This is a genomic window from Cylindrospermopsis curvispora GIHE-G1, from assembly GCF_014489415.1.
Taxonomy (GTDB): Bacteria; Cyanobacteriota; Cyanobacteriia; order Cyanobacteriales; family Nostocaceae; genus Raphidiopsis; species Raphidiopsis curvispora_A.
Window position 1 is genome coordinate 3,141,883 of the sequence record NZ_CP060822.1, and the last position, 20,859, is coordinate 3,162,741.

The following is a 20,859-nucleotide window of genomic DNA, read 5'->3' on the forward strand; positions in this document are numbered from 1 at the left end:
TCCCATAGTCAGTATTCCGATTCTAATGATATGAGAGATAATATGAGATATTTGGAGGCTTAATTTTTTCCAGTTCTCATGGGATGAAGATACACGGATGAGTAGAAACACATCGGATCAGTTGGGCGAGGATCAAGAAATTGGTAGGTTGATTGATGAGGTCATGTCATCATCCTTGAGCGATGAGCAGTACCGTCAGAAAATGCAGCGTCGTAAACAGATACAAGATCAACGTATAGCGGATGCCATTCCTCAAAAGGGGTTAATTATAGTTAATACTGGTCATGGCAAGGGGAAAACCACTGCTGCTTTGGGTATGATAGTAAGAGCACTGGGACATGGATATAAAGTGGCAATTGTGCAATTTATTAAAGGTGCTTGGGAACCATCAGAAAAGCGGGTTTTTAGCTCCTGGTCCGATCAACTGGAATTTCATGCCATGGGTGAGGGTTTTACCTGGGAAACCCAAGACCGGGACAGGGACTTAGATAAGGCTAATGTTGCTTGGGAGAAGTCTTTAGAGTTTATTCGCCATCCTGAGTTTCACTTGGTTTTGTTAGACGAAATTAATATTGCCCTAAAACTTGGTTATTTAAAGGTGGATCAAGTTTTAGCAGGTTTAGCTGAAAAACCCCCTGATAAGCACGTCATTTTAACTGGTCGGGGCGCTCCACCAGCTTTAATTGAAAAAGCGGATTTAGTTACGGAAATGACTCTGATCAAACACCCATTTAAGGATCAAGGAGTTAAAGCTCAACCAGGAATTGAGTATTAGTGGTGACAGAAATTCTAAATTTAGACCGTCTCGTAGGTTGGGTTGAGGAACGAAACCCAACAAATTATGACGATAATTAATTTTCCAGATCGCCCAACCTGCATTCCTGCATTATTTATAATTGCTGGTTTGGCGGTCTGTCAACTAGCATTTGTGCAATTTTGCCAGTAAAATGATGATTTCATCCATTGCTTTCCTGACTGCTGATGGGTGTTGTGATTGATTAACTATCATGCTAAACACTAAATCATCATAATTGGGAACATTAATATATCCAGATAGAGAAATTACACCAGTCATGGAACCTGTTTTTCCTTGAACTATTCCCCAAGCAGGAGTTTTTAAAAACCGATTTTTTAGGGTACCATTCATACCACCGGTAGCTAGGGATGCACGAAACAGATTGCCATCAGGTGATTTTGCCATCACCTGTAATGTTTTTACCAATGCTTCTGGACTAATTAGGTTCTTGCGAGATAGTCCAGAACCATCCACAATCATATAAGTATTAGGTTCTATTCCCCATTCACTCAGGGTAGTTTTTAGTATTTTTAAGCCTTGGTTTACAGTGGTTTCATTTTTGTTAGTTGATTCACTATTACCTAAATGTCTGAGTAAAGATTCGGCGTAGAGATTATTACTATTCCTATTCACTTCTTTGAGTAAATCTGGCAAGGTAAGGGATTCAACGACAGCTATTTCTGGCTTTTGTTCAGCTATTTTATAGTGTTGGTATTCAAAAATAGGTTGAATTTCCTTAACGTTTATCCCTACTTTTGCCCAGGTCAAACGCAAGTTTTTTAAGAAGTTATCTATGGGGTCAATAACTGATAACCCTATGGTTTGAGAAGGGGAATTAATAGGCAGTTTGCCATCAATCTTTAATACTTGACTTTTTAGATCTCTGGTGACTTGGAAAAATCTCGACTCATTTTCAGCAACAGTGATAGAATTATTTTCTATTCCACTATATAATTCCATATCGTTAGACCAAGTAATGTTTAATTTTTCTCCTATCTTGTTGGGAGATAAAGTCAAAATTCCAGTATTTTCATTGACCATTAAACTATTGACTGGGGCACCATAATCAGCTTGTATATCTTCCCATTGCCAACTGGCATCAATGTATTCTCCTTGAAAGTAACTATCATCCACAATTAGCTTGTTAATTGACCGAATTCCCCGTTGCTGCAATTTCTGAGCTAGGGCGGTTAATTGGGCATTATTAAAACTGGGATCTCCTCTACCAACTAAATAAAAATTACCTTCATCTCCTTGATGAATTGAGGTACGAATGCGAAAGTCTTTGCCCAGTTTTTGCCATGCTGCTGCTGCAGTTAATATTTTGGTGGTAGATGCAGGAATAAAATACTTTTGGGCATCCCGACTGTAAAGAATTTGGTCAGATGATAGGTTTTTAATCAAAATTCCCCACCTCATTCTTTCAAATGTAGGAGAATTGATTATCTTCTCTATGGAAGATGGTATTTGAGATGCGCAAGTGTGCTTTAATTCTTCTTCAGTATCTAATCTGGGTGTTTGCCCTACTACAATCGGCTGTTTAATAATAGTGTTAATACTGATAATTACAATTATTAGTATTATATAAGCAGTAATATGTCTACCAGTATGCTTAAACTTTTTTTGCTTTTTCTTCATTATAATCAATTAACAATTAATTAAACAGATGATGTTGAGTTTAATTCCTAAACCTAACCTACTTTCTTTGCTGCTACACGAAGAAAGCAGTGAGGTGTTTCCCCTGGTGATCAATCTCCCGTATATCGTAGGTTTTGTTACTGTTGAAGTTAAAAATGAGTATATATCCCTCATTTAGTCCGTAGGATTCCAGGTAGCTGCAAAGCTGCTCAATCCCATCCTGAAGACGCTTTTCACCGTACCAAATTTTCAGTTCAATCACGTAGCGCTGGTTTCTGTAGGTGACAACCAGATCCATCCTACGGTTTTCCGCGACCACATTTTCCTTGAACATGTATCCATTACCGTTGATAATCGGACGGAAGAAAGACATGAGTAACATACGCCCGTTCTTCTCCAGGAAATCGTTGTCCCGAGAGGAATGATGCTCCCGCATAAACCACTGGAACCTTTCCAAAATCAAGCTGACCTGGAGCTTACCGTCGCTTATAAAGCTGCTATCTCGGTATCTATCAAGATGTTCATGGGCGGTTTCCCGTTTAGAAATAAAATAGCTGATAATTCTGAACTCGTAGATTTTGTTGGCGATGTCGCATCTACCTACTGAATTGTTCTTGATAATACCATAGGTCGCCCCCAGATCAATCAAGGGATTACCCCGGTCAAAGACTAAATCCTCCCCATCAATAGCTATTGCCCGAATTAACTGGGAAAAGTCGGGATTATTTTCAAGATTCTTGTACACATCATTAAAATTAGTGGTGGAGTAGGATACATCCACTAAATGCCTATAAGCATCCTCAATATCATTAACTGACCAAGGTCGCTGGTTCTGGTGCATCTCGTCAACCACCTGGCACATCTTGCTAACGAGGAAGGGATTGCCACTGGTATAATAAAACAGAAGGCGAGCCAAAACAGGGCAGTCCATTTTAAATCCATGATCATTTGCGTATTCCGCGAGCATTGGCTCAATTTCCTCCTGGCTGAAGGTGAAGTCAATATCCACGTCCACAGCAATGTTCCAGGGGCTATTCAGTTTACGTTCTTCATCCCGATCGAGCTTCAACTTTAAGGTCTTCACATCGTGGACTCCGATCAGGACCACCGAGTGGAAGGTGGCATCCCTACCTTGTGCTGTTGCTAGGTATTTATCCCGCAACATGGCTAGGAAACTGATGAATACCTGATTATTGCTGGCTTTGTCAATTTCGTCTAGGAGCAGGACAATTTTTAGTCTGGATTCCCTAACCCAGTCACTGACAAATCTTGAAAGCTGTTTGAAGCTGTTGATTTGCCCGGACTTAACTTCAAGCCATTCAGCGAGTTCTGGATTGTTGAAGAACAAACCTTTGGCTAAAACTGCGGGGACTACCGATGCCATCTGCTCTTCGCTTTGGAATGGTAGGTCGCCAATACCCTCGAAACTGGTACTGATCACCAGATATTCTTCCACGCCCTGAAAACTTTTTTCCAGGAGATGCTGCATGGTGGTTTTTCCGTATTGCCTCGGAAAGTTAATGGCAAAATATTTACCACTTTCGATTAGATGGCGACATCTATTGAATTTAGTGGTTACGTCGCACATGTAGTGCTTTTTAGGTAAGCAAATACCTACTGTGTTGAACTCTTTCATCCTCCAACTTATTAGAGGTGTTAAAATATGATAGTCATTCTACCACTTTTCTTGACCAATGGCTAATTTTCTGCTAGATCATCGAGTACTATTCCTCTACTTAATATGAGTCACACCCGCAAAACACTGTCAATACCTAATATGGAAATTTCCTATTTGGAATGGAGTCAGGGTCATGAACCTTTACTACTACTCCACGGGATGGCTGATAATGCCCTGGTTTGGTTAAGTTTGGGCGATTATTTGTCCCCAAATTACCATATTATAGCTCCCGATATGCGTGGTCATGGTAACAGCAGTAAACCGGAAACAGATTATTCCTTTACAAGTGCGATCGCTGATTTGGAAGCCTTAATGGATAGTCTTGGTTGGTTGAGTGCTAATGTAGTTAGTCACTCTTGGACAGGTAAACTAGCAGCTATTTGGGCTAGGCAAAATCCAGGGAGGTTAAAAACTATGACTTTAGTAGACCCGATTTTTATTTGGAAGATGCCTAGGGTACTTAAATTAATCTTTCCTTTGTTGTATAACGTATTACCATCTTTACAAACTATGGGTCCATTTAGCAGTTATGAAGCAGCTGAGGAGAAAATCAAAAAACTGGTTCACTTTCGAGAATGGAATGATTTGCAACAACAAGTTTTTCAAGGGGGAATAGAGCAAAAACCGGATGGCACGTGGGGTAGTAAATTTACCGTGGCCGCTCGTGACGGAATTTTTGATGCAGTATTAGAAGTAGCTGGTTTTATTCACCCCGTGGAAATACCCACCCTGTTTGTTCAACCTGAAAAAGGAGTGAATCGCCAAGATTGGCAAATCAAACCTTATAAAGACAACCTTAAAAACCTTACCTGGAAAAAGATCCCAGGAACCCATTGGCCGTTTCTAAGTAACCCAGAAGAATTTAATCTTAGTATAGCTGAATTCCTAGCACAATCAATATAGCTTGATTTAATCTCGTTCTATTTTTACCTATATTTAACTTATGAGTCTTTGCATCAACCCTGTTTGTCCCCAACCAGATCATCCAGATAACGATAAAAACTACTTTTGTCAAAGTTGTGGTTCCCCATTGGAATTATTAGGAACTTATCGGGTAGTACGTTTATTAAGTGATCACACTGGATTCAGTAAAGTTTATGAGGTTTATCAACAAGACATACTAAAAATACTTAAAGTGCTGAAACAACAAGTATCTAATGATGACGAAGCCAAAAAAGTATTTGAACAAGAAATGAGTGATCTGGGCCAATTGGAACGGAATGATATGGCACCGGAATATTTTACCCATCAAACCAGCACAGGGATGACCATTCACTGTATGGTTGTGGAAAAAAATGTGATGAGCGGCTTAAATACACAAATAGTCACAAAAACAACCACCGAACAAAACCTGGGTCAAAATTCGGAAAAGCCATTGGCAAAACTACCACTAGTAGCATTACTTTGGGCATTACTTTGTTCATTGTTTTTGCTGTGGTTAGTAGCATTTACCAATAGGGATAATAGGTTTGTGGTTTTTCCCTCCGACTATGGACAATTACCGATTAAAAAGGGGGAAGTAGACTACTTTGCATACGAAGAGGGTCAAGACAGTCAAGGTAGAGTAGCAGAATTCAATATAGCAGTTTTATCAGTAGAATATAAATGGCAGTTGGGTAGTACCTATCAGATTAAGTATAATAATGAAATAATTAATCTTGAATCCTTAAAATCCAGATTACAAGAGGAAGGAATACAAACAATCATGGAAGATCCCAGTGAGATTATTTCCGTAGGGACAGCTTCCTGTGAAGGTGATATAAAAGCAGAACAAAGTCGTGCTTTGGAAAGATCCAAGCAAATTCAGTTATTGGTGAAAAAACTCTTTAGTGATAGCTTGAGTGTTAAAGGCTATAGACTATTGAATCTTGGACAATTTCAAAGAAAGGATTGTCAGAGTGATCAGGATTTAACTGCATATCAAAGGAGCATTATTATTATTGGGGTAAAGAAACAAGATGAGGGAGTTATTTTGGATGAGGCCTTGAGGGACAGACTAGAGAAAAAACCTTTTGCAGATTTTAAATTGGAGGATTATTCTCTAGGAGGGGTAGATAGCTTTAAAACCATATCGAGTAATCTCTAGGAAACAGTTTTTAAAAACTGTCCATAGCAAATTATACCAATAGAGAATTTGTGGACAAAATTTATCTATCTAAAGAGAGACTGGTTTTGTATCCAATCAAGACTATATATTAAATAGCCCGATTACCCTACCGGACTTTAGCTCCAAACCTCCTCTTGTAATTTTAATTTGTTTCATAATTACATAATTAAAAGTTTCAAGAGGGGGCTTTATTCTGATTTTCTGGGCATTGCTATAGAGACTAAGTAGGGAGGCACAATTATTTGTAGGATGGGTCGAGTAACGAGACCCATGGGGGTGTTGGGTTTCATACTTCAACCCAACCTACGTTCATCTTATATTTAATTCCATCCACCTACTGATTAGGGATTACAATATGGACATAATCCAGGATCGGCAAAAAATTTACCATCGGGATATAACTTCTCTTCTATAAAATTACACTTTTGACATTGGTAAATTACTCCCATAGTTAATGAGGTAGGTTGACCACAACTTTCACATGGTAAACCTTGAGTTCTGTCGGTAATGCTAAATCCGGGTGTACTACATTGAGGACAACAACTGTAAATTTTCTCCACCAAATCCTGAGTAGCTTTTGCAATATTCTTCATGCGGGTGGGATTATAAAGTGCTCGCATATCAGTCTCTATATGTAAATTACCATGGGGAGAATTATTCAAGGCAAAATTTACAGACTCATATAGCTGCTCTTGAGTGGTGATACCTTTAATAATTTCAGGATCTTGGCCATTGGAAGATTCAAACCAAATCACTAATGCATGGTCAGGAAAACCAACTTTGGCAGCAAATTTTTGTGCTGCTTCAAAACTATTGATCACCAAATGATTAAAATTAGTCTCTGTGGAAAACACCTCCCCCATAATTTGTAAGTCATTTTGTTGATCTAAAAGTAATACAATTTCTCTATTGGCATAAATATAAGGAAAATTAGGATGAGGCACAAAACTGCCCTCACTTGCTATACCTATAGTTTCCCCAGTGATTTCCATGGCCTTTTTGGCTTTTAATTTAGCCGTGACTATTTGGGTATCTGGCCGTTTTATCTCTCTGGTAAACGTACCAAATTCATCGGTATTAAAGTTTGGGGGGACGACAACTTCTAGCCCCAGTTGCTTTTGTAATAATGGAGCAATGACATTTTCTTTATGGTGCATGGTTGCCAGAACAGCTACCCGATTGATAAATAAACTATTTAATAATTCTTGGGACATATTACTTTAGATGATTTCATTACTCCCCATTTCCCCCCTTTTTCTACCCCAGTCTAATTTTGGACTTGCGGAATCTGATCAGTTGGATTGTTTTGATTAATCTGATTCATTTGCACTAGTAACTTTTCTTTATTTCGTCTACGAATTTTGGCATATATCTGAATACTAGCAGCCATCAAAATCACTAATCCAAAAATCACCCAAGCAGTAATATCAGTGGGGAGATTATTTTTGAAAATGGCCAACATGACAATGATGACTAGTAGCAAAGTTGGTGCTTCATTTAAAGCTCTTAGTTGCTGTCCGCTCCATTTGCACTCATTTGCGGCCAACTGTTTCATCAATCTACCACAGTAATGATGATAGACTAATAAAATACCTACAAACCCCAACTTGAAATGCAACCAGGTTTCGCGAAATAGATCGGGATTGGTATAAAGAATGCCACCAGCCATAGCTAGAGTGACGATCATTCCCGGGATGGTGATGATATGATAAAGACGTTTTTCCATGATTTGATACTGATTTTTCAGTATGGTCTTAGCCGGTTCAGGTTCTTGATTGGCCTCAGCGTGGTAGATAAACAACCGTACTAGATAAAATAAACCAGCAAACCAGACTACAAAACCAACAATATGAAACGCTTTAAACCAATAATAAGCCATAAGTTCTCAATCACTCCGATTCAAGTTACAGACAATTGTAGATGATTGATAATTAGCCTACCTTATCAGGATTTTTGTGACTGGGTATCGGTCAAGCGCACAAAGGCTAGTAAATCCTGTAAAATCACCTCGTGGTAATGCTCCTGAGGATAATGACCCACATTATTAAGTTTTATGATTTCAACATCGGGTACGGATTGAGCAAAACTCTCCGCCAGTTCTACGGACAACCAAGGATCAATAGTTCCCCACTGCACTAAAATCGGCTTTTCCCATTTCTGAAATCCCATTTCGATTTCTTTGGTTACTACATCCAGTTGTAAGTTTCTAATGGTTGATAACAAGCTCCTTCCCGAAGCGGAGGTTTTTAAAAACGGTTTTCTATAAATGTCCAAATCTCTGTCTTCGATGCGATAACAACTACCGCTTTCTAAGGTTCTATCTACTAATAAGGGGTCTTGAGTCATTATTTCCCCCGCTACGGGTAAACCCATTTGTCGGATTTTCCATGGAAGTTTGGCACTAGTGCCAATGGGGGTATTTAAAATAACAATGTTGGCAATTTTCTCAGGATGACGTAAAGCATATTGAAGTCCCACTGAACCCAAGAACCCCTGCACCACTAAGGAAAATTTTGGTAACTCAATGGCTTGAACAAAGTCTTCTAGAGCGTGAATAAATGCTTCCGGTGTGTAAGCAAAATCCTGCTTTTCAGGTTTACCTGAAAAACCATAACCAATCCAATCGGGAGCAATTGCTTTTGTCCCTTGTGCTGCTAATGCTGGTATAATATTTCTCCAGCTGTAACTTTGGGAAACTATACCATGTAGCAACAATACCGGTAATAGGTCGCTCTTGCCCATGGGTTCAGCTTGTCTATAAAACCATTCCAGTGAGTTTACTGTTATTTTATGTTCTGTTATTGACATTTGATTTGAGAATTGGCGAAAAAAGACCGCTTGTAAAACTTATCCAAAACCATTCAAGTATACAGCGACTTTTATATCGTTATGTCAAACTAGGCAAATTGAGCCAAAGCAATGTGGATGAGGGACATCTATTACCATTGTTTGGCAATTTTTGAGCGAACTGCTTACAGCAGCGCTATTAGTCTTAAGTGGGCGTATCCAATACACCGCTAAAAAATTTTGCTATGTTTGGTAAATCAGTTCAACAGGTGCTTCAAAGCTGTAATAATTTGTCTGTTTGCAGCGGGAAATTCAAAATGCTCCAAATCATCTAAATTGACCCAACGGAATTCAGCACACTCTATGGCCTGGGGAGTACCATCCAGATAGTCGCAGTGATAGACGCTCAAGGTGACCCGCAGGTGGGAATAGGTATGGTCAATGGTTATCAAATGTTCTCTCACGGCAATTTTAATGCCTAATTCTTCCCTAATTTCCCGCACTATACAATCTTGGATGGTTTCCCCTTCCTCCATTTTCCCACCAGGAAACTCCCATAGATTGGCCATAGATCCTGTGGGTAACCGACGGTCAATTAAAATTTGTTTTTCCTGATTCCAAATTACCCCAACCCCAATAATTTTATGGGGACGACTGGTTTTCTTTTCAGGGTCAGGGGTTGTCATAATTGTCGCTTCTATTTGTTTCGGTTTTATCCAGGGACAGATCAAAGTTCATCCTCTGCTCCGCATTACGTAAAAAATAACCACTGATCATTGCTGAAGCAAGCAATCTACCCAAGTTTTCCTTACTGGTGGTAATGGTAATTCCAAAGTGTTCTGAGGGTAAATTACCCAGTAGTCCCACAATGTTGCGCTCCATTACCTGAAATACTTCTGAGGATGTAGGTTTAGACAGTTGACTTACTGCTTCAGGACTCAAAGACTTAACGTATTGCCATAAGAGGTTACTGTTCTCAACTTCACCATGAAAAAACTCGGATACTTCCTTAGGTTGGTTACTCACTGCTGCTCTCCTTTGCTACAACTACGTAATCTGATAATTGATACCTAAATAAATTAGCCAGTTAACGATCTTGTATCTGAAATGATAAAAAACTTAAGCTTACGACCTGACATTTAATATAACAGGTTATTCTCATCTGGAGATTAGGTTTAACCGTACAAAAATTAGATCAGTTGTCCGAACAGGGATGGTAAATGGCTAAGTCCCATATCCAATCCCCTGTCTTCCACTTAACTAACAAGATATTCACTCATGCTAGTTTTACATCTACGCAGTCTTGTTAAGGCTTCTCTTTCAATTTGTCGCACCCTCTCTCGACTAATATTCAACACTTCTCCAATTCTGGCTAAAGTCATAGACTGACCGTCTACCAAACCAAAACGCAGTTTAATTACCTCCCTTTGCTGGGGAGTAAGATGGGTCATCATCCGCTCTAATTCGGAAGATAGGGAAGATTGAATCACATAGTCTTCCGGTGACGCACCCGGGTCTTCTAGCATTTCTCCCAGTTCAGTGTCGTAATTATCCCCTAAACGTAAGTCCAGGGATAAGGGTAGACGGGCTTTTTCTAAACAGTCTCTCACTTGTTTAGGTGTTATTTCCAGCTCTTGAGCAAGTTCAGCTATGCTGGGTGACCTTCCCAAGGTTTGTGATAAATACCTTTGGGCTTTTTTGATTTTGTTTAGTTTTTCAGTAATGTGTATAGGCAGTCTAATAGTCCTAGCCTTTTCTGCAATAGCACGAGTAATTGCCTGACGTATCCACCAATAAGCATACGTAGAAAACCTATAGCCCTTACTGGGGTCAAACTTCTCCACGCCCCGCTGCATCCCTATACTACCCTCCTGAATTAAATCAAGTAGGTCTACATTACGCTTAATATATTTTTTGGCTACAGATACTACCAGACGTAAATTGGCTTCTACCATCTTACGTTTAGCAATTTCCCCCTGACCCAGCAACCGATTTAATTCTTGTGGATCTAACTGCGCTGCTTTTGCCCACTCTTCTAAACTTGGCTGACGGTTTAACTCTTGAGCTAGATTATCTTTTGTCTCATACAATGCTGTGGATTTTTGCACCTGTTTACCATAATAAATCTCCTGTTCATGGGTTAAAAGTGGTACTTTGCCAATCTCCCGCAGGTAAGTCCGCACTATGTCCGTGGGTGTTTGAGCGGTTTTCATGGCGTTACTGTTTAATGATGCTAGGTTTGCTGGTAGTGTCATTAGCTAATGCCTTACTATTTTACAACTCGGGTAAACTGGGAAACCATCTCAAGTTTTGTAACTTATACACCCGATCAGGTCGGTTGTTGATATCAACTCGATAGAGGCTTTTTAACTGTTAGAGTTTATGGTGATTTATTGGTACTGAAAAGTACATATAAACTACATACAATGTTTTAAGTAATCCGTCAAATATTTTTACTTGATGTGATTATTACGAATTGTAACTTTTATGAGAAAAGTTGACTACCGGGAAACCCGAACTTTTTTGGTTTTATAGAGTACGGTTAATTTATAGCCGTGGCCACCCTAAAGGGAGCAAAGGTGAACTAGAACGCCTTCTCTGTAATCATTTTTAGCCATCAACTCCCCTCCTGAGCGTTTTAGTTGGATTTACATTATAAATCGCCACATAATTGTTAATATCTCTCAATAGTAACCATATTAATTTACCCATATTGACAAACGGTTACCAATATGGGTCATTTCCAAATCCCGCCCACCCATAAGGGGGTGAGCTATAACTTCTATCCACCAATCACTTTTAGCCATTAACTCCCTTTGATGTGGAGACTTGGCAACATAGGTTTTTAAAAAGAGTACTCCTGAATAGTTTTGACATCCAAGTTTATATTCTGTAAAGAGCGAATAGCAGCTACGGTTGCTTTTGCACCCGCTATGGTGGTAATTATAGGTATCTTATACCCTAGTGCTGTGCGTCTAATCAATTGGCCATCAGTACGGGCCTCTTGTCCTGAAGGTGTGTTAATGATTAATTGAATTTGTCGGTTTTTAATGGCATCCAGCACATGGGGACGACCTTCATGCAGTTTGAGAATGGTCTCAATTTTTAGACCCTGTTCCCTCAGAAATTCACTTGTCCCCTGAGTAGCAATCACCTTAAAGCCTAGCTGAATAAATTCTTTGATCACTTCCACTACTAGGCTTTTGTCTCGATCGCTCATAGATACAAACACAGTACCTTGGAGTGGTAATTTTTCTCCTGCACCCATTTCTGCTTTAGCAAATGCTCGTCCAAAATCAACGTCAATACCCATTACTTCCCCGGTTGAACGCATTTCTGGTCCTAATAAGGTATCTGTACCAGGGAATTTATTAAAGGGTAAAACAGCTTCCTTAACTGCTATATGTTGGGGGATAACTTCTTGGGTAAAGTTTAATTCTTCCAGTGTTTTACCAGACATAATTAGGGATGCCAATTTAGCCAAGGGAACTCCTGTAGCTTTAGAGACAAAAGGCACCGTACGAGAGGCCCGGGGATTGGCTTCTAAAATGTAAACCTGGGGAGAATAGCTACTAGCACCCACAACGGCAAACTGAATGTTCATTAAACCAACTACTGATAAGGCTTTTGCCAATTGTACAGTCCACGTTCTAATTTGGTTTAAAACCGCAGGAGAAAGAGAAATTGAAGGGAGAGAACATGCCGAATCTCCTGAGTGAATACCCGCCTGTTCAATGTGTTCCATAATGCCACCAATTACCACTCTCCCTTGATGATCGGCGATCGCATCTACATCAACTTCAATGGCATTTTCCAGGAACTTATCAATGAGGATAGGATGTTCTGGCTCTACTTGAACTGCAAAGCTCATATATCTTTCTAATTCTGAGTCAGAGTAAACTATTTCCATAGCTCTTCCTCCCAGAACGTAACTAGGACGAACTACCACTGGATAGCCAATGCGTTTGGCTACAATTAAGGCATCTTCATAACTTCTGGCTATACCGTTAGCTGGTTGAGCGATTTTTAGTTCTTGCAAAATCTTTTCAAATCGCTCCCGATTTTCCGCCATATCAATAGAATCAGGAGATGTTCCCCAAATACGGGTAACTGAGGACGGGGATTTCTGCAAGTATTCTTGTAGGGGGACTGCTAATTTGAGAGGAGTTTGTCCACCAAACTGAACAATAATACCTACCGGATTTTCCGCTTCAATAATGTTGAGAACATCCTCTTTGGTCAGAGGTTCAAAATATAGGCGATCGCTGGTATCATAATCTGTAGAAACCGTTTCTGGATTAGAATTAACCATAATGGTTTCATAGTTGGCGGATTTTAAGGCGTACGCTGCATGACAACAACAATAATCAAATTCTATTCCCTGACCGATGCGGTTAGGTCCACCACCTAAGATCATTACCTTAGGCTTATCAGTGGGTAGAATTTCAGTTTCCTCCTCATAGGTGGAATAATAATAGGGTGTAAAAGCCTCAAACTCCGCTGCACAGGTATCCACAGTCTTATAAACTGGAATTACACCCAATTGTTTACGATATGCTCTAACCTCATCCTCCTTAGTTTTGGTGCAGAAAGCAATTTGGCGATCGCTAAAACCATTGCGTTTAACCTCATACATCTGTACCTTGGTCAGTTGTTGTAGAGGTGTGCGTTTCAAGAACTTCTCAGTTTCGAGAATTTGGTGCAATTTATCCAAAAACCAGGGGTCAATAGCAGTCAATTCATAAATTTCCTCATTGCTCAGACCCAACTGCATAGCGTGACGTAGGGCAAAAATTCTTTCAGGATTGGGGGTGCGTAATTGAGCGCGAACCTGTTCTCCACTAGGTAGCTTTTCTGCTTTATCTGCTCCCCATCCAGCACGACCAGTTTCCAAAGAGCGTAAAGCCTTTTGGAAAGACTCATTAAAAGTTCTGCCAATAGCCATTGCTTCACCCACAGACTTCATTTGAGTAGTTAATACCGGATCTGATCCAGGGAACTTCTCAAAAGCGAACCGGGGAATCTTAGTCACCACATAGTCAATAGTAGGTTCAAAAGAAGCGGGGGTTTTTTTGGTAATATCATTTTTAATCTCATCCAAAGTATAACCCACAGCCAATTTAGCGGCCATTTTAGCAATAGGAAATCCAGTAGCTTTAGAAGCTAAAGCGGAACTACGGGATACACGGGGGTTCATTTCAATCACCACCACATCCCCATTTACCGGATTGACAGCAAATTGAATATTAGAACCCCCCGTTTCTACCCCTATTTCCCGGATAATCTTAATTGCCATATCCCGCAATCGTTGGTATTCCTTATCCGTTAGGGTTTGAGCTGGAGCTACAGTAATAGAATCCCCAGTATGTATCCCCATAGGATCTAAATTCTCAATAGAACAGATAATTACCACATTATCTGCTAGGTCTCGCATTACTTCCAACTCATATTCTTTCCAACCCAGTAAAGACTGGTCAATTAAAATTTGTGACACAGGACTAGCATCAATACCCACCTGGGCCATCAATTCAAATTCTTCCTTATTGTAGGCAATACCCCCACCAGTACCCCCCATGGTAAAAGCTGGACGAATAATTAAGGGGTAAGATCCTATTCTCTGTGCGATCGCCTTTGATTCTTCCAAACTGGATGCTGTACCACTCGGACAAACATTCACGCCAATTTTCTCCATGGCGTCATTAAACAATTTTCGGTCCTCAGCTTTTTCAATCGCTGGTAATTTGGCACCAATCAGTTCAACATTATACTCTTCTAAAACACCATTCTTAGCCAAAGCTACGGCAATATTTAAAGCAGTTTGTCCACCCATGGTAGGGAGAAGAGCATCAGGACGTTCTTTAGCTATAACCTTAGCCACCATTTCCGGTGTTAAAGGTTCAATATAGGTGCGGTCTGCTGTTTCTGGGTCGGTCATAATGGTAGCAGGGTTAGAATTGACTAGTACTACTTCAAAACCCTCTTCCCGTAAAGCTTTACATGCTTGAGTACCTGAGTAATCAAACTCACAAGCCTGACCAATCACGATTGGACCAGAACCTAACAGAAGTATTTTGTGGATATCTTGACGACGGGGCATAGTTTTTACTTTAGATCGGGAAAATACAAATCTTGACTATTATGAACTAACTGTTAACAAAATATATGGAAAATACATAACACATAGGAAGTTAGAATTTCCTCGTGTTAGGTGTGCGATACACAGAAAGTTGAAATCAGGCAAGTTTCAGCGTGTGATTTTGAAGTGTATTAAATTCTATTAAATTTTATTAAGGTTTAAGCACAAAGTTAACTGTTGTTCTTACCCCTCTTCTACCCCCCTCCAAAGGTCTTAACTTCCATTCTTCTACCCCCTCCCTAGCAGCTTCATCCAGCTCATTATCACCACTGGGACGATCCACAATTACAGAAGTAATATTACCATTACTATCTGCGTCCAGAATTAAATGAACAGTAGTTTTTGTGCCACTTCTACCCCGCCTTTTAGCTCCCTCCGGATATTTGAGGGGTGGACATCGGATACAATCCACACGACTTAGAATGGCACCGCTGTTGGGACTCGCTTTAGGGGTTGGTGTCTCCTCTATCTTTCTTGTATTCTCCACCCCATCACCATTTCCAATCCCATCACCATTCCCAACCCCATCACCATTCCCAACCCCATCACCATTCCCAACCCCATTACCATTCCCAACCCCATCACCATTCCCAACCCCATTACCATTTCCAACCCCATTACCTAGTGGTGTTTGGGGAATATTATTTGCATCAGTTCCACCGATGGGTGTATTGTGAGCGTTTCCATCGCTGACGGTTGTTGGCTGTGCGATCGGTAACTTAGTGTTAGTGATACTCGTTACTAGAGGTTGTGTAATTTCTGTTTGTATAACTTTGGGTATTGGTAATTGAGGATTTAGTCTTCGACTTATCTCACCTCTCACTTTAGTAATAGGAGTAATTTTTAACCCTACTCTCCTTGTTGTGACCTGAGGAATAGTTGAACTCAGTGGATATTTTACAACAGAATCCCCCTTATTTAAATTCTTAGGTTCAGGAATAGGATTATCCATACTAGGGAAAGTGGCCCTGGGCATGAGAACCTTGAAGTTTTTATTACCAGTGATCTTTCCACCACCCAGACTACGGGATTTGCTCCCAGTTGCTGAGATTTTCATTTCTGGTGATTTGGTCGCTGTTTCCCTTACAGGTTCCTCAATAATTTCCAGTTCAACTACTTGTGGATTCTCTTGTTTAAATTTCCGTAATAATTCCCCAAAAACTAATCCTATCAAACCAATATGTATTACGAAAGAGGCCATGACACTGTACATCAAAAAAGATTTTAGTGACCTGGCTTCTTTTTCTCGCTGTTTGAGAACTATCCTTGAAGATGCCATACTTAAATATTAAACTTCCTAGCTCTGAAGAGACAGAGATTTGTTGAATAGTTCATAAATGTGATCTCCTAGGCTGACACAAGTGCCAATAGGAGATGTTTGAGCGAAGAATACCGTTAATGGTAATTTAGTTTACTAGCAATAAACTTACTTCTTCCAGCCTTTATCCGCTTGTTCTAGTACATAGGCTGCCACATTCTCAATTTGAGCAGATTTTAGTCTCTTACCGAATGCTGGCATAGCACCTTTACCCTTTGTAACCTGAGAAACAATGGCTTCCTGGGAGTACATGCCATACTTTTCTAAAGCCTCTTTTTTGAGTGTCTTAGCTGCATTGACTAAGTTTTTACCACCAAGATGACATTGGGCACAATTAGCTTTAAATACACTTGCTCCAGCTGCTGCATCCACTGCTAAAGCTGAATTGCTGAAGGCAAGTGTGAAAATTGCAATACCCAGTAGTAATACGGAAATAATTCTCTTCATGTGTTTTCTCTTTACAGCAAACTTGGATTTCGGAGTTAATGGAAATTTCCTCGTTTATTTTATTGGTCCTGTTTTCCATTAGTCAAACGACAGATGGTCAAACTTAGGCTGTCCTCAGGATGTATAAGTGAGTTTATGAGTGGCATCTCTCCGGATGCTTGATACGTTAGCTTGAGTTTTAGCCAGTTCAAAAATAGCCTTAGCGCGATTCTTAGAACCAAAGTTGTAATTATGTCTAGTTACTCCGCAATGTTGACGGAATAGAGTCTCCTGTTTGTTATTGGGTTTTAATTCCCAACATACCCATGACAAAACCAGTCGGTTGAAAACCGACTTGAGCTTTGATCCAGGACTATCCTAAGACATGGGTAACTGCTTGAGCTATATAATGAGATAGTCCCCGATTACCAACTAGACTTGACAACTCCAGGTAATAAACCTTGATGTGCCCATTCTCGAAGAACGTTACGAGATAATCCAAAGTCCCGGTAAACACCTCTAGGACGACCAGTCAACCAACAACGGTTTTGACGACGGGTAGGTGCACTGTTGCGGGGTAGTTGTTGAATTTTTCGGTGCACCTCTAGTTTTTCTAGAGGGGATTCTGTAGTTCTAAACTCTTCCAACAGTGCTTCTCGTTTGGTAGCATATTTTGCTGCTAACCTAGCGCGTTTCTTTTCGCGCTCAATCATGCTCTTTTTAGCCATAAAAATCCAATTTATTAAAAGGCCGCATTCCCCATATTACATCCTACATTTACAGAAAGTCTCTATCAAGTCAAAGAAAATTCAAATTCATCCCTATATCAAGATTTTAAATAATAGGCCCGCAGGGGAAACTTCCCAGAAATCAAACATATTAACCCATTTGAGAAGTTTTCCCATTAAGATCAATAGAAAGAGGTAATACTGTGGATGTTATCCCCACTTTTGCCCAAGCACAGGTCATGGCTTGGACTACTCCAGGGGAGTGCGCGCTGTCCGTTAGAGCTAATAAGGTTGGACCTGCTCCACTAATTACCATACCATAAGCACCAGCTTCTATCACAGCACTTTCCACATCATCATAACCGGGAATTAGAGATTGACGATAGGGTTGATGTAATTTGTCTTTTAAGGCAGCTTGTAACCATTCTTTCTGGTTGGTGGCTAGGGCTTGCAACAACAAACCAAAATGGGAAGCATTAAAAATTGCATCGTCACGACTAATTTCTGTCGGCAAAACTTTGCGGGCTTGGGATGTTGATAATTCAAAGTCGGGTATGGCTACTACTGGTATAATTTCAGAGTGCCACTTCACTGGACAAATTTCCCAACCCCTGCTGCTAGTGGCTGCTAGCTGACATCCCCCTAAAAAGGCAGGAACAACATTATCCGGGTGACCCTCTATTTCAATAGCTAATTTGATCACCTCCTCTGCAGATAGGGGTGAATCAGCTAGAATGTTACCCCCCACTAGTCCCCCCACTATGGCCGTGGCCGAACTACCTAAACCCCTGGCTAGGGGAACACCTAAATTAATCTCAATTTCTACCCCTGGGGGTGTTTTATTTATACGCTCATACAGCTTAACAAATGCTTGATAAATTAAATTACTGCTATCAGTTTGAACCTTTTCTGCTTCCTTACCATGAATCTTAATACACAACTTGGAATCACTTAGAGTGAACTTAAATTCATTGTATAACTGCAGTGCCGCACCAATACAGTCAAAACCAGGCCCTAAGTTGGCAGTGGTAGCTGGGACCTTAACAATAACATGAGAAATTATGGACATGGAGACACAACGGAAAACTTTATATTGTCGATACTTTTCATGTTTACTTCCTGTTGTAGGGACAGCATGAACACTGTCGGGTTTGTCTACTCCACAAGCAATCTCGGTAGAGCTTACCCTTTGAGTCCAATGAATTGGGACTAGTATCATCTTATTAGGGTAGCATATTTTTTTCTAACTGCAAGAGTCACTTTTCAACTCGACTTCAGGACATGGGTTCACCAGGTGGCGAACTTTTTTAAGAATATATAAATCCACCATCAAAGTTCAATATGGACATCTCTAATATAAAAATACTTCCCCTTTGTAATTGACTTTCGACTTTTAAAATTGCTTGATGTTTATGAGCGATCGCTATTAATCCCATAAAAACGATCCCAAATTACGGATTCCTACCTACCTAAGCAAGATGGTAATATTTTCTTATGGATAGGTATCGCAAAAAATTATCGGAAATAGTTAAAAAATTGTTACAGAATTTTGTACAATGTCATCATCAAACAAATGAGTATTTTTCCCTATTGACATGATGGTGAATAATTTTCCTTGGTTGACGACGATTATCGTCCTTCCCCTGATGGCAGCCTGCCTGATCCCCTTAATACCAGATAAGGACGGTAAAACAGTTCGTTGGTATGCGTTAGGTGTGGCTGTTGCTGATTTTGCATTGATTTGTTATGCTTTTTGGATACACTATAGTTCAATTGATACGGGTTTTCAACTAGTAGAGAGTTATAATTGGATGCCCACCCTAGGGCTGAAGTGGGCAGTAGCAGTAGATGGTATTTCTGCACCTTTGGTACTGTTGGCAGGGTTTGTGACCACCCTTTCTATGTTTTCAGCTTGGCAAGTGGACCGCAGACCACGCCTATTTTACTCCCTGATGTTGGTGTTATATGCAGCACAAATAGGAGTGTTTGTTGCTAAGGACTTGTTGTTATTCTTCATCATGTGGGAAGTGGAACTAATTCCCGTATATCTATTAGTTTCTATTTGGGGTGGTCAAAGAAGACGTTACGCCGCCACTAAGTTTATCATATACACCGCAGCTGCTTCCATATTTATCCTCATAGCTGCTCTGGCCATGGGGTTATACGGTGGAGCTAATCTCAGTTTTGATGTTAGCGACCTAGCCAGCAAAAACTACCCTCTCACCCTACAATTACTACTGTATGCAGGATTGTTTATTGCTTTTGGAGTCAAGTTAGCAATTTTCCCCTTACATACCTGGTTACCAGACGCACATGGTGAAGCATCTTCTCCTGTATCAATGATTTTGGCAGGAGTGCTGCTGAAAATGGGTGGTTATGGATTAATTCGCATAAATATGGAATTACTACCGGATGCTCACATTTATTTTGCACCAGTAATAGCAGTCCTGGGTGTAGTGAATATTATCTATGGTGCATTAAACTCCTTTGCCCAAACGAATATGAAACGACGTTTGGCTTTCTCATCCATTTCTCACATGGGTTTTGTCCTCCTCGGTTTGGCTTCCTTTACCGATTTGGGTATGAATGGAGCAATGCTACAAATGCTATCCCATGGATTAATCGCCTCCGTTCTCTTCTTTTTAGCTGGTGTTACTTATGACCGTACTCATACCATGGTAATGAAGGATATGGGCGGTGTTGGTCAAGCTATGCCCGTAGTATTTGCATTGTTTACCATGGGTGCCATGGCTTCCCTGGCTTTACCGGGAATGAGTGGTTTTGTAGGAGAGCTTTCCGTATTTGTGGGTGTAACCACTAGTGATGTTTATACATCCACTTTCTGCACAGTGACCGTTTTCCTCGCAGCTGTAGGTGTTATTCTCACACCGATTTATCTCCTTTCCATGTTACGTCAGGTATTTTATGGTAAGGATGCAGCTTTGACATGCGACATCACTAATGCGGGAATGGAGAATCAGGAAGACGAAGGAACCGCCTGTTTTGGTACTGATTGTCTTTTACCTAATCAGTCAGTTTACAGTGATGCCAAACCTAGGGAAGTATTTATAGCAGGTTGTTTCCTGGTATTAATTATTGGCATTGGTTTATATCCCAAGGTATTTATGCAAATGTATGATGCTAAAACCGTGGCTGTCAATGCCCATATTCGTCAGTCTTATACTGTTATCTCCCAAAGTTCTCCCAGTATTTACGCCCTGGCAAATCTTAGGTAGACCCCACAA

Annotated in this window: 18 protein-coding genes; 4 read left to right on the forward strand and 14 right to left on the reverse strand. The window is 40.2% G+C overall.

Going from position 1 to position 20,859, the window contains the following annotated elements:
* The first annotated feature begins 97 nt into the window (after window positions 1–97).
* Window positions 98–775 carry a cob(I)yrinic acid a,c-diamide adenosyltransferase gene (gene cobO / locus IAR63_RS14020; RefSeq protein ID WP_057177334.1) on the forward strand — a complete coding sequence of 226 codons (678 nt, stop codon included), beginning with the start codon at window positions 98–100 and terminating at the stop codon, window positions 773–775.
* 144 nt (window positions 776–919) lie between these two features.
* Here the strand turns inward: cobO and dacB are convergent, their stop codons facing one another.
* Both dacB and IAR63_RS14030 read right to left on the reverse strand, forming a co-directional pair.
* Window positions 920–2,434 (reverse strand): D-alanyl-D-alanine carboxypeptidase/D-alanyl-D-alanine endopeptidase, encoded by a 1,515-nt coding sequence (gene dacB / locus IAR63_RS14025; RefSeq protein ID WP_187705691.1) that lies wholly within the window; start codon window positions 2,432–2,434, stop codon window positions 920–922.
* A gap of 73 nt (window positions 2,435–2,507) precedes the next feature.
* Window positions 2,508–4,070, reverse strand: a complete 1,563-nt coding sequence (locus tag IAR63_RS14030; RefSeq protein ID WP_187705692.1) for an AAA-like domain-containing protein — start codon at window positions 4,068–4,070, stop codon at window positions 2,508–2,510.
* 105 nt (window positions 4,071–4,175) lie between these two features.
* Here IAR63_RS14030 and IAR63_RS14035 point away from each other — a divergent pair, with 105 nt between their 5' ends.
* Together IAR63_RS14035 and IAR63_RS14040 are read left to right on the forward strand one after the other, a co-directional pair.
* On the forward strand, window positions 4,176–5,015 hold the full coding sequence (locus IAR63_RS14035; RefSeq protein WP_187705693.1) for an alpha/beta fold hydrolase: 840 nt from the start codon (window positions 4,176–4,178) through the stop codon (window positions 5,013–5,015).
* A 40-nt stretch (window positions 5,016–5,055) separates the two neighbouring features.
* Entirely contained in the window at window positions 5,056–6,198 is a 1,143-nt protein-coding gene (locus tag IAR63_RS14040) for a 4-Cys prefix domain-containing protein (RefSeq protein ID WP_096544961.1), read from the forward strand.
* 362 nt (window positions 6,199–6,560) lie between these two features.
* Here the strand turns inward: IAR63_RS14040 and IAR63_RS14045 are convergent, their stop codons facing one another.
* From IAR63_RS14045 to thrB, 12 genes are all read right to left on the reverse strand, one after another.
* Window positions 6,561–7,433 (reverse strand): DUF6671 family protein, encoded by an 873-nt coding sequence (locus tag IAR63_RS14045; protein ID WP_187705694.1) that lies wholly within the window; start codon window positions 7,431–7,433, stop codon window positions 6,561–6,563.
* 53 nt (window positions 7,434–7,486) lie between these two features.
* Window positions 7,487–8,098 (reverse strand): protoporphyrinogen oxidase HemJ, encoded by a 612-nt coding sequence (gene hemJ / locus IAR63_RS14050; RefSeq protein ID WP_096544957.1) that lies wholly within the window; start codon window positions 8,096–8,098, stop codon window positions 7,487–7,489.
* Window positions 8,099–8,163: 65 nt separating this feature from the next.
* Window positions 8,164–9,027, reverse strand: a complete 864-nt coding sequence (locus IAR63_RS14055; RefSeq protein WP_096544955.1) for an alpha/beta fold hydrolase — start codon at window positions 9,025–9,027, stop codon at window positions 8,164–8,166.
* 236 nt (window positions 9,028–9,263) lie between these two features.
* Window positions 9,264–9,692: an 8-oxo-dGTP diphosphatase MutT gene (gene mutT / locus IAR63_RS14060; protein ID WP_096544953.1), complete on the reverse strand. Its 429-nt coding sequence runs from the start codon at window positions 9,690–9,692 to the stop codon at window positions 9,264–9,266.
* Window positions 9,679–10,032 (reverse strand): DUF760 domain-containing protein, encoded by a 354-nt coding sequence (locus IAR63_RS14065; protein WP_187705695.1) that lies wholly within the window; start codon window positions 10,030–10,032, stop codon window positions 9,679–9,681. The genes mutT and IAR63_RS14065 overlap by 14 nt, the downstream gene beginning before the upstream one ends.
* A 230-nt stretch (window positions 10,033–10,262) precedes the next feature.
* The gene (locus tag IAR63_RS14070; protein WP_096547669.1) at window positions 10,263–11,219 is read right to left on the reverse strand and encodes an RNA polymerase sigma factor, RpoD/SigA family; all 957 of its coding nucleotides are present in this window, start codon (window positions 11,217–11,219) and stop codon (window positions 10,263–10,265) included.
* Window positions 11,220–11,851: 632 nt separating this feature from the next.
* Window positions 11,852–15,103: a carbamoyl-phosphate synthase large subunit gene (carB, locus tag IAR63_RS14075; protein ID WP_096544948.1), complete on the reverse strand. Its 3,252-nt coding sequence runs from the start codon at window positions 15,101–15,103 to the stop codon at window positions 11,852–11,854.
* Between the two features lie 190 nt (window positions 15,104–15,293).
* Entirely contained in the window at window positions 15,294–16,421 is a 1,128-nt protein-coding gene (locus tag IAR63_RS14080) for an energy transducer TonB (RefSeq protein WP_187705696.1), read from the reverse strand.
* Between the two features lie 147 nt (window positions 16,422–16,568).
* On the reverse strand, window positions 16,569–16,907 hold the full coding sequence (petJ, locus tag IAR63_RS14085) for a cytochrome c6 PetJ (RefSeq protein ID WP_115539369.1): 339 nt from the start codon (window positions 16,905–16,907) through the stop codon (window positions 16,569–16,571).
* Window positions 16,908–17,021: 114 nt separating this feature from the next.
* On the reverse strand, window positions 17,022–17,219 hold the full coding sequence (locus IAR63_RS18815) for a helix-turn-helix domain-containing protein (protein WP_072149081.1): 198 nt from the start codon (window positions 17,217–17,219) through the stop codon (window positions 17,022–17,024).
* Window positions 17,220–17,311: 92 nt separating this feature from the next.
* Window positions 17,312–17,614, reverse strand: coding sequence for a 30S ribosomal protein S14 (gene rpsN / locus IAR63_RS14095; RefSeq protein WP_187705697.1), 303 nt, complete (start codon window positions 17,612–17,614; stop codon window positions 17,312–17,314).
* Window positions 17,615–17,765: 151 nt separating this feature from the next.
* On the reverse strand, window positions 17,766–18,683 hold the full coding sequence (gene thrB / locus IAR63_RS14100; protein ID WP_187707478.1) for a homoserine kinase: 918 nt from the start codon (window positions 18,681–18,683) through the stop codon (window positions 17,766–17,768).
* Window positions 18,684–19,209: 526 nt separating this feature from the next.
* On the opposite strand from thrB, the gene IAR63_RS14105 reads away from it, so the two are divergent.
* Complete coding sequence (locus IAR63_RS14105; protein ID WP_187705698.1) at window positions 19,210–20,850, forward strand: NAD(P)H-quinone oxidoreductase subunit 4; 1,641 nt, start codon at window positions 19,210–19,212, stop codon at window positions 20,848–20,850.
* The last annotated feature ends 9 nt before the right edge of the window (window positions 20,851–20,859 follow it).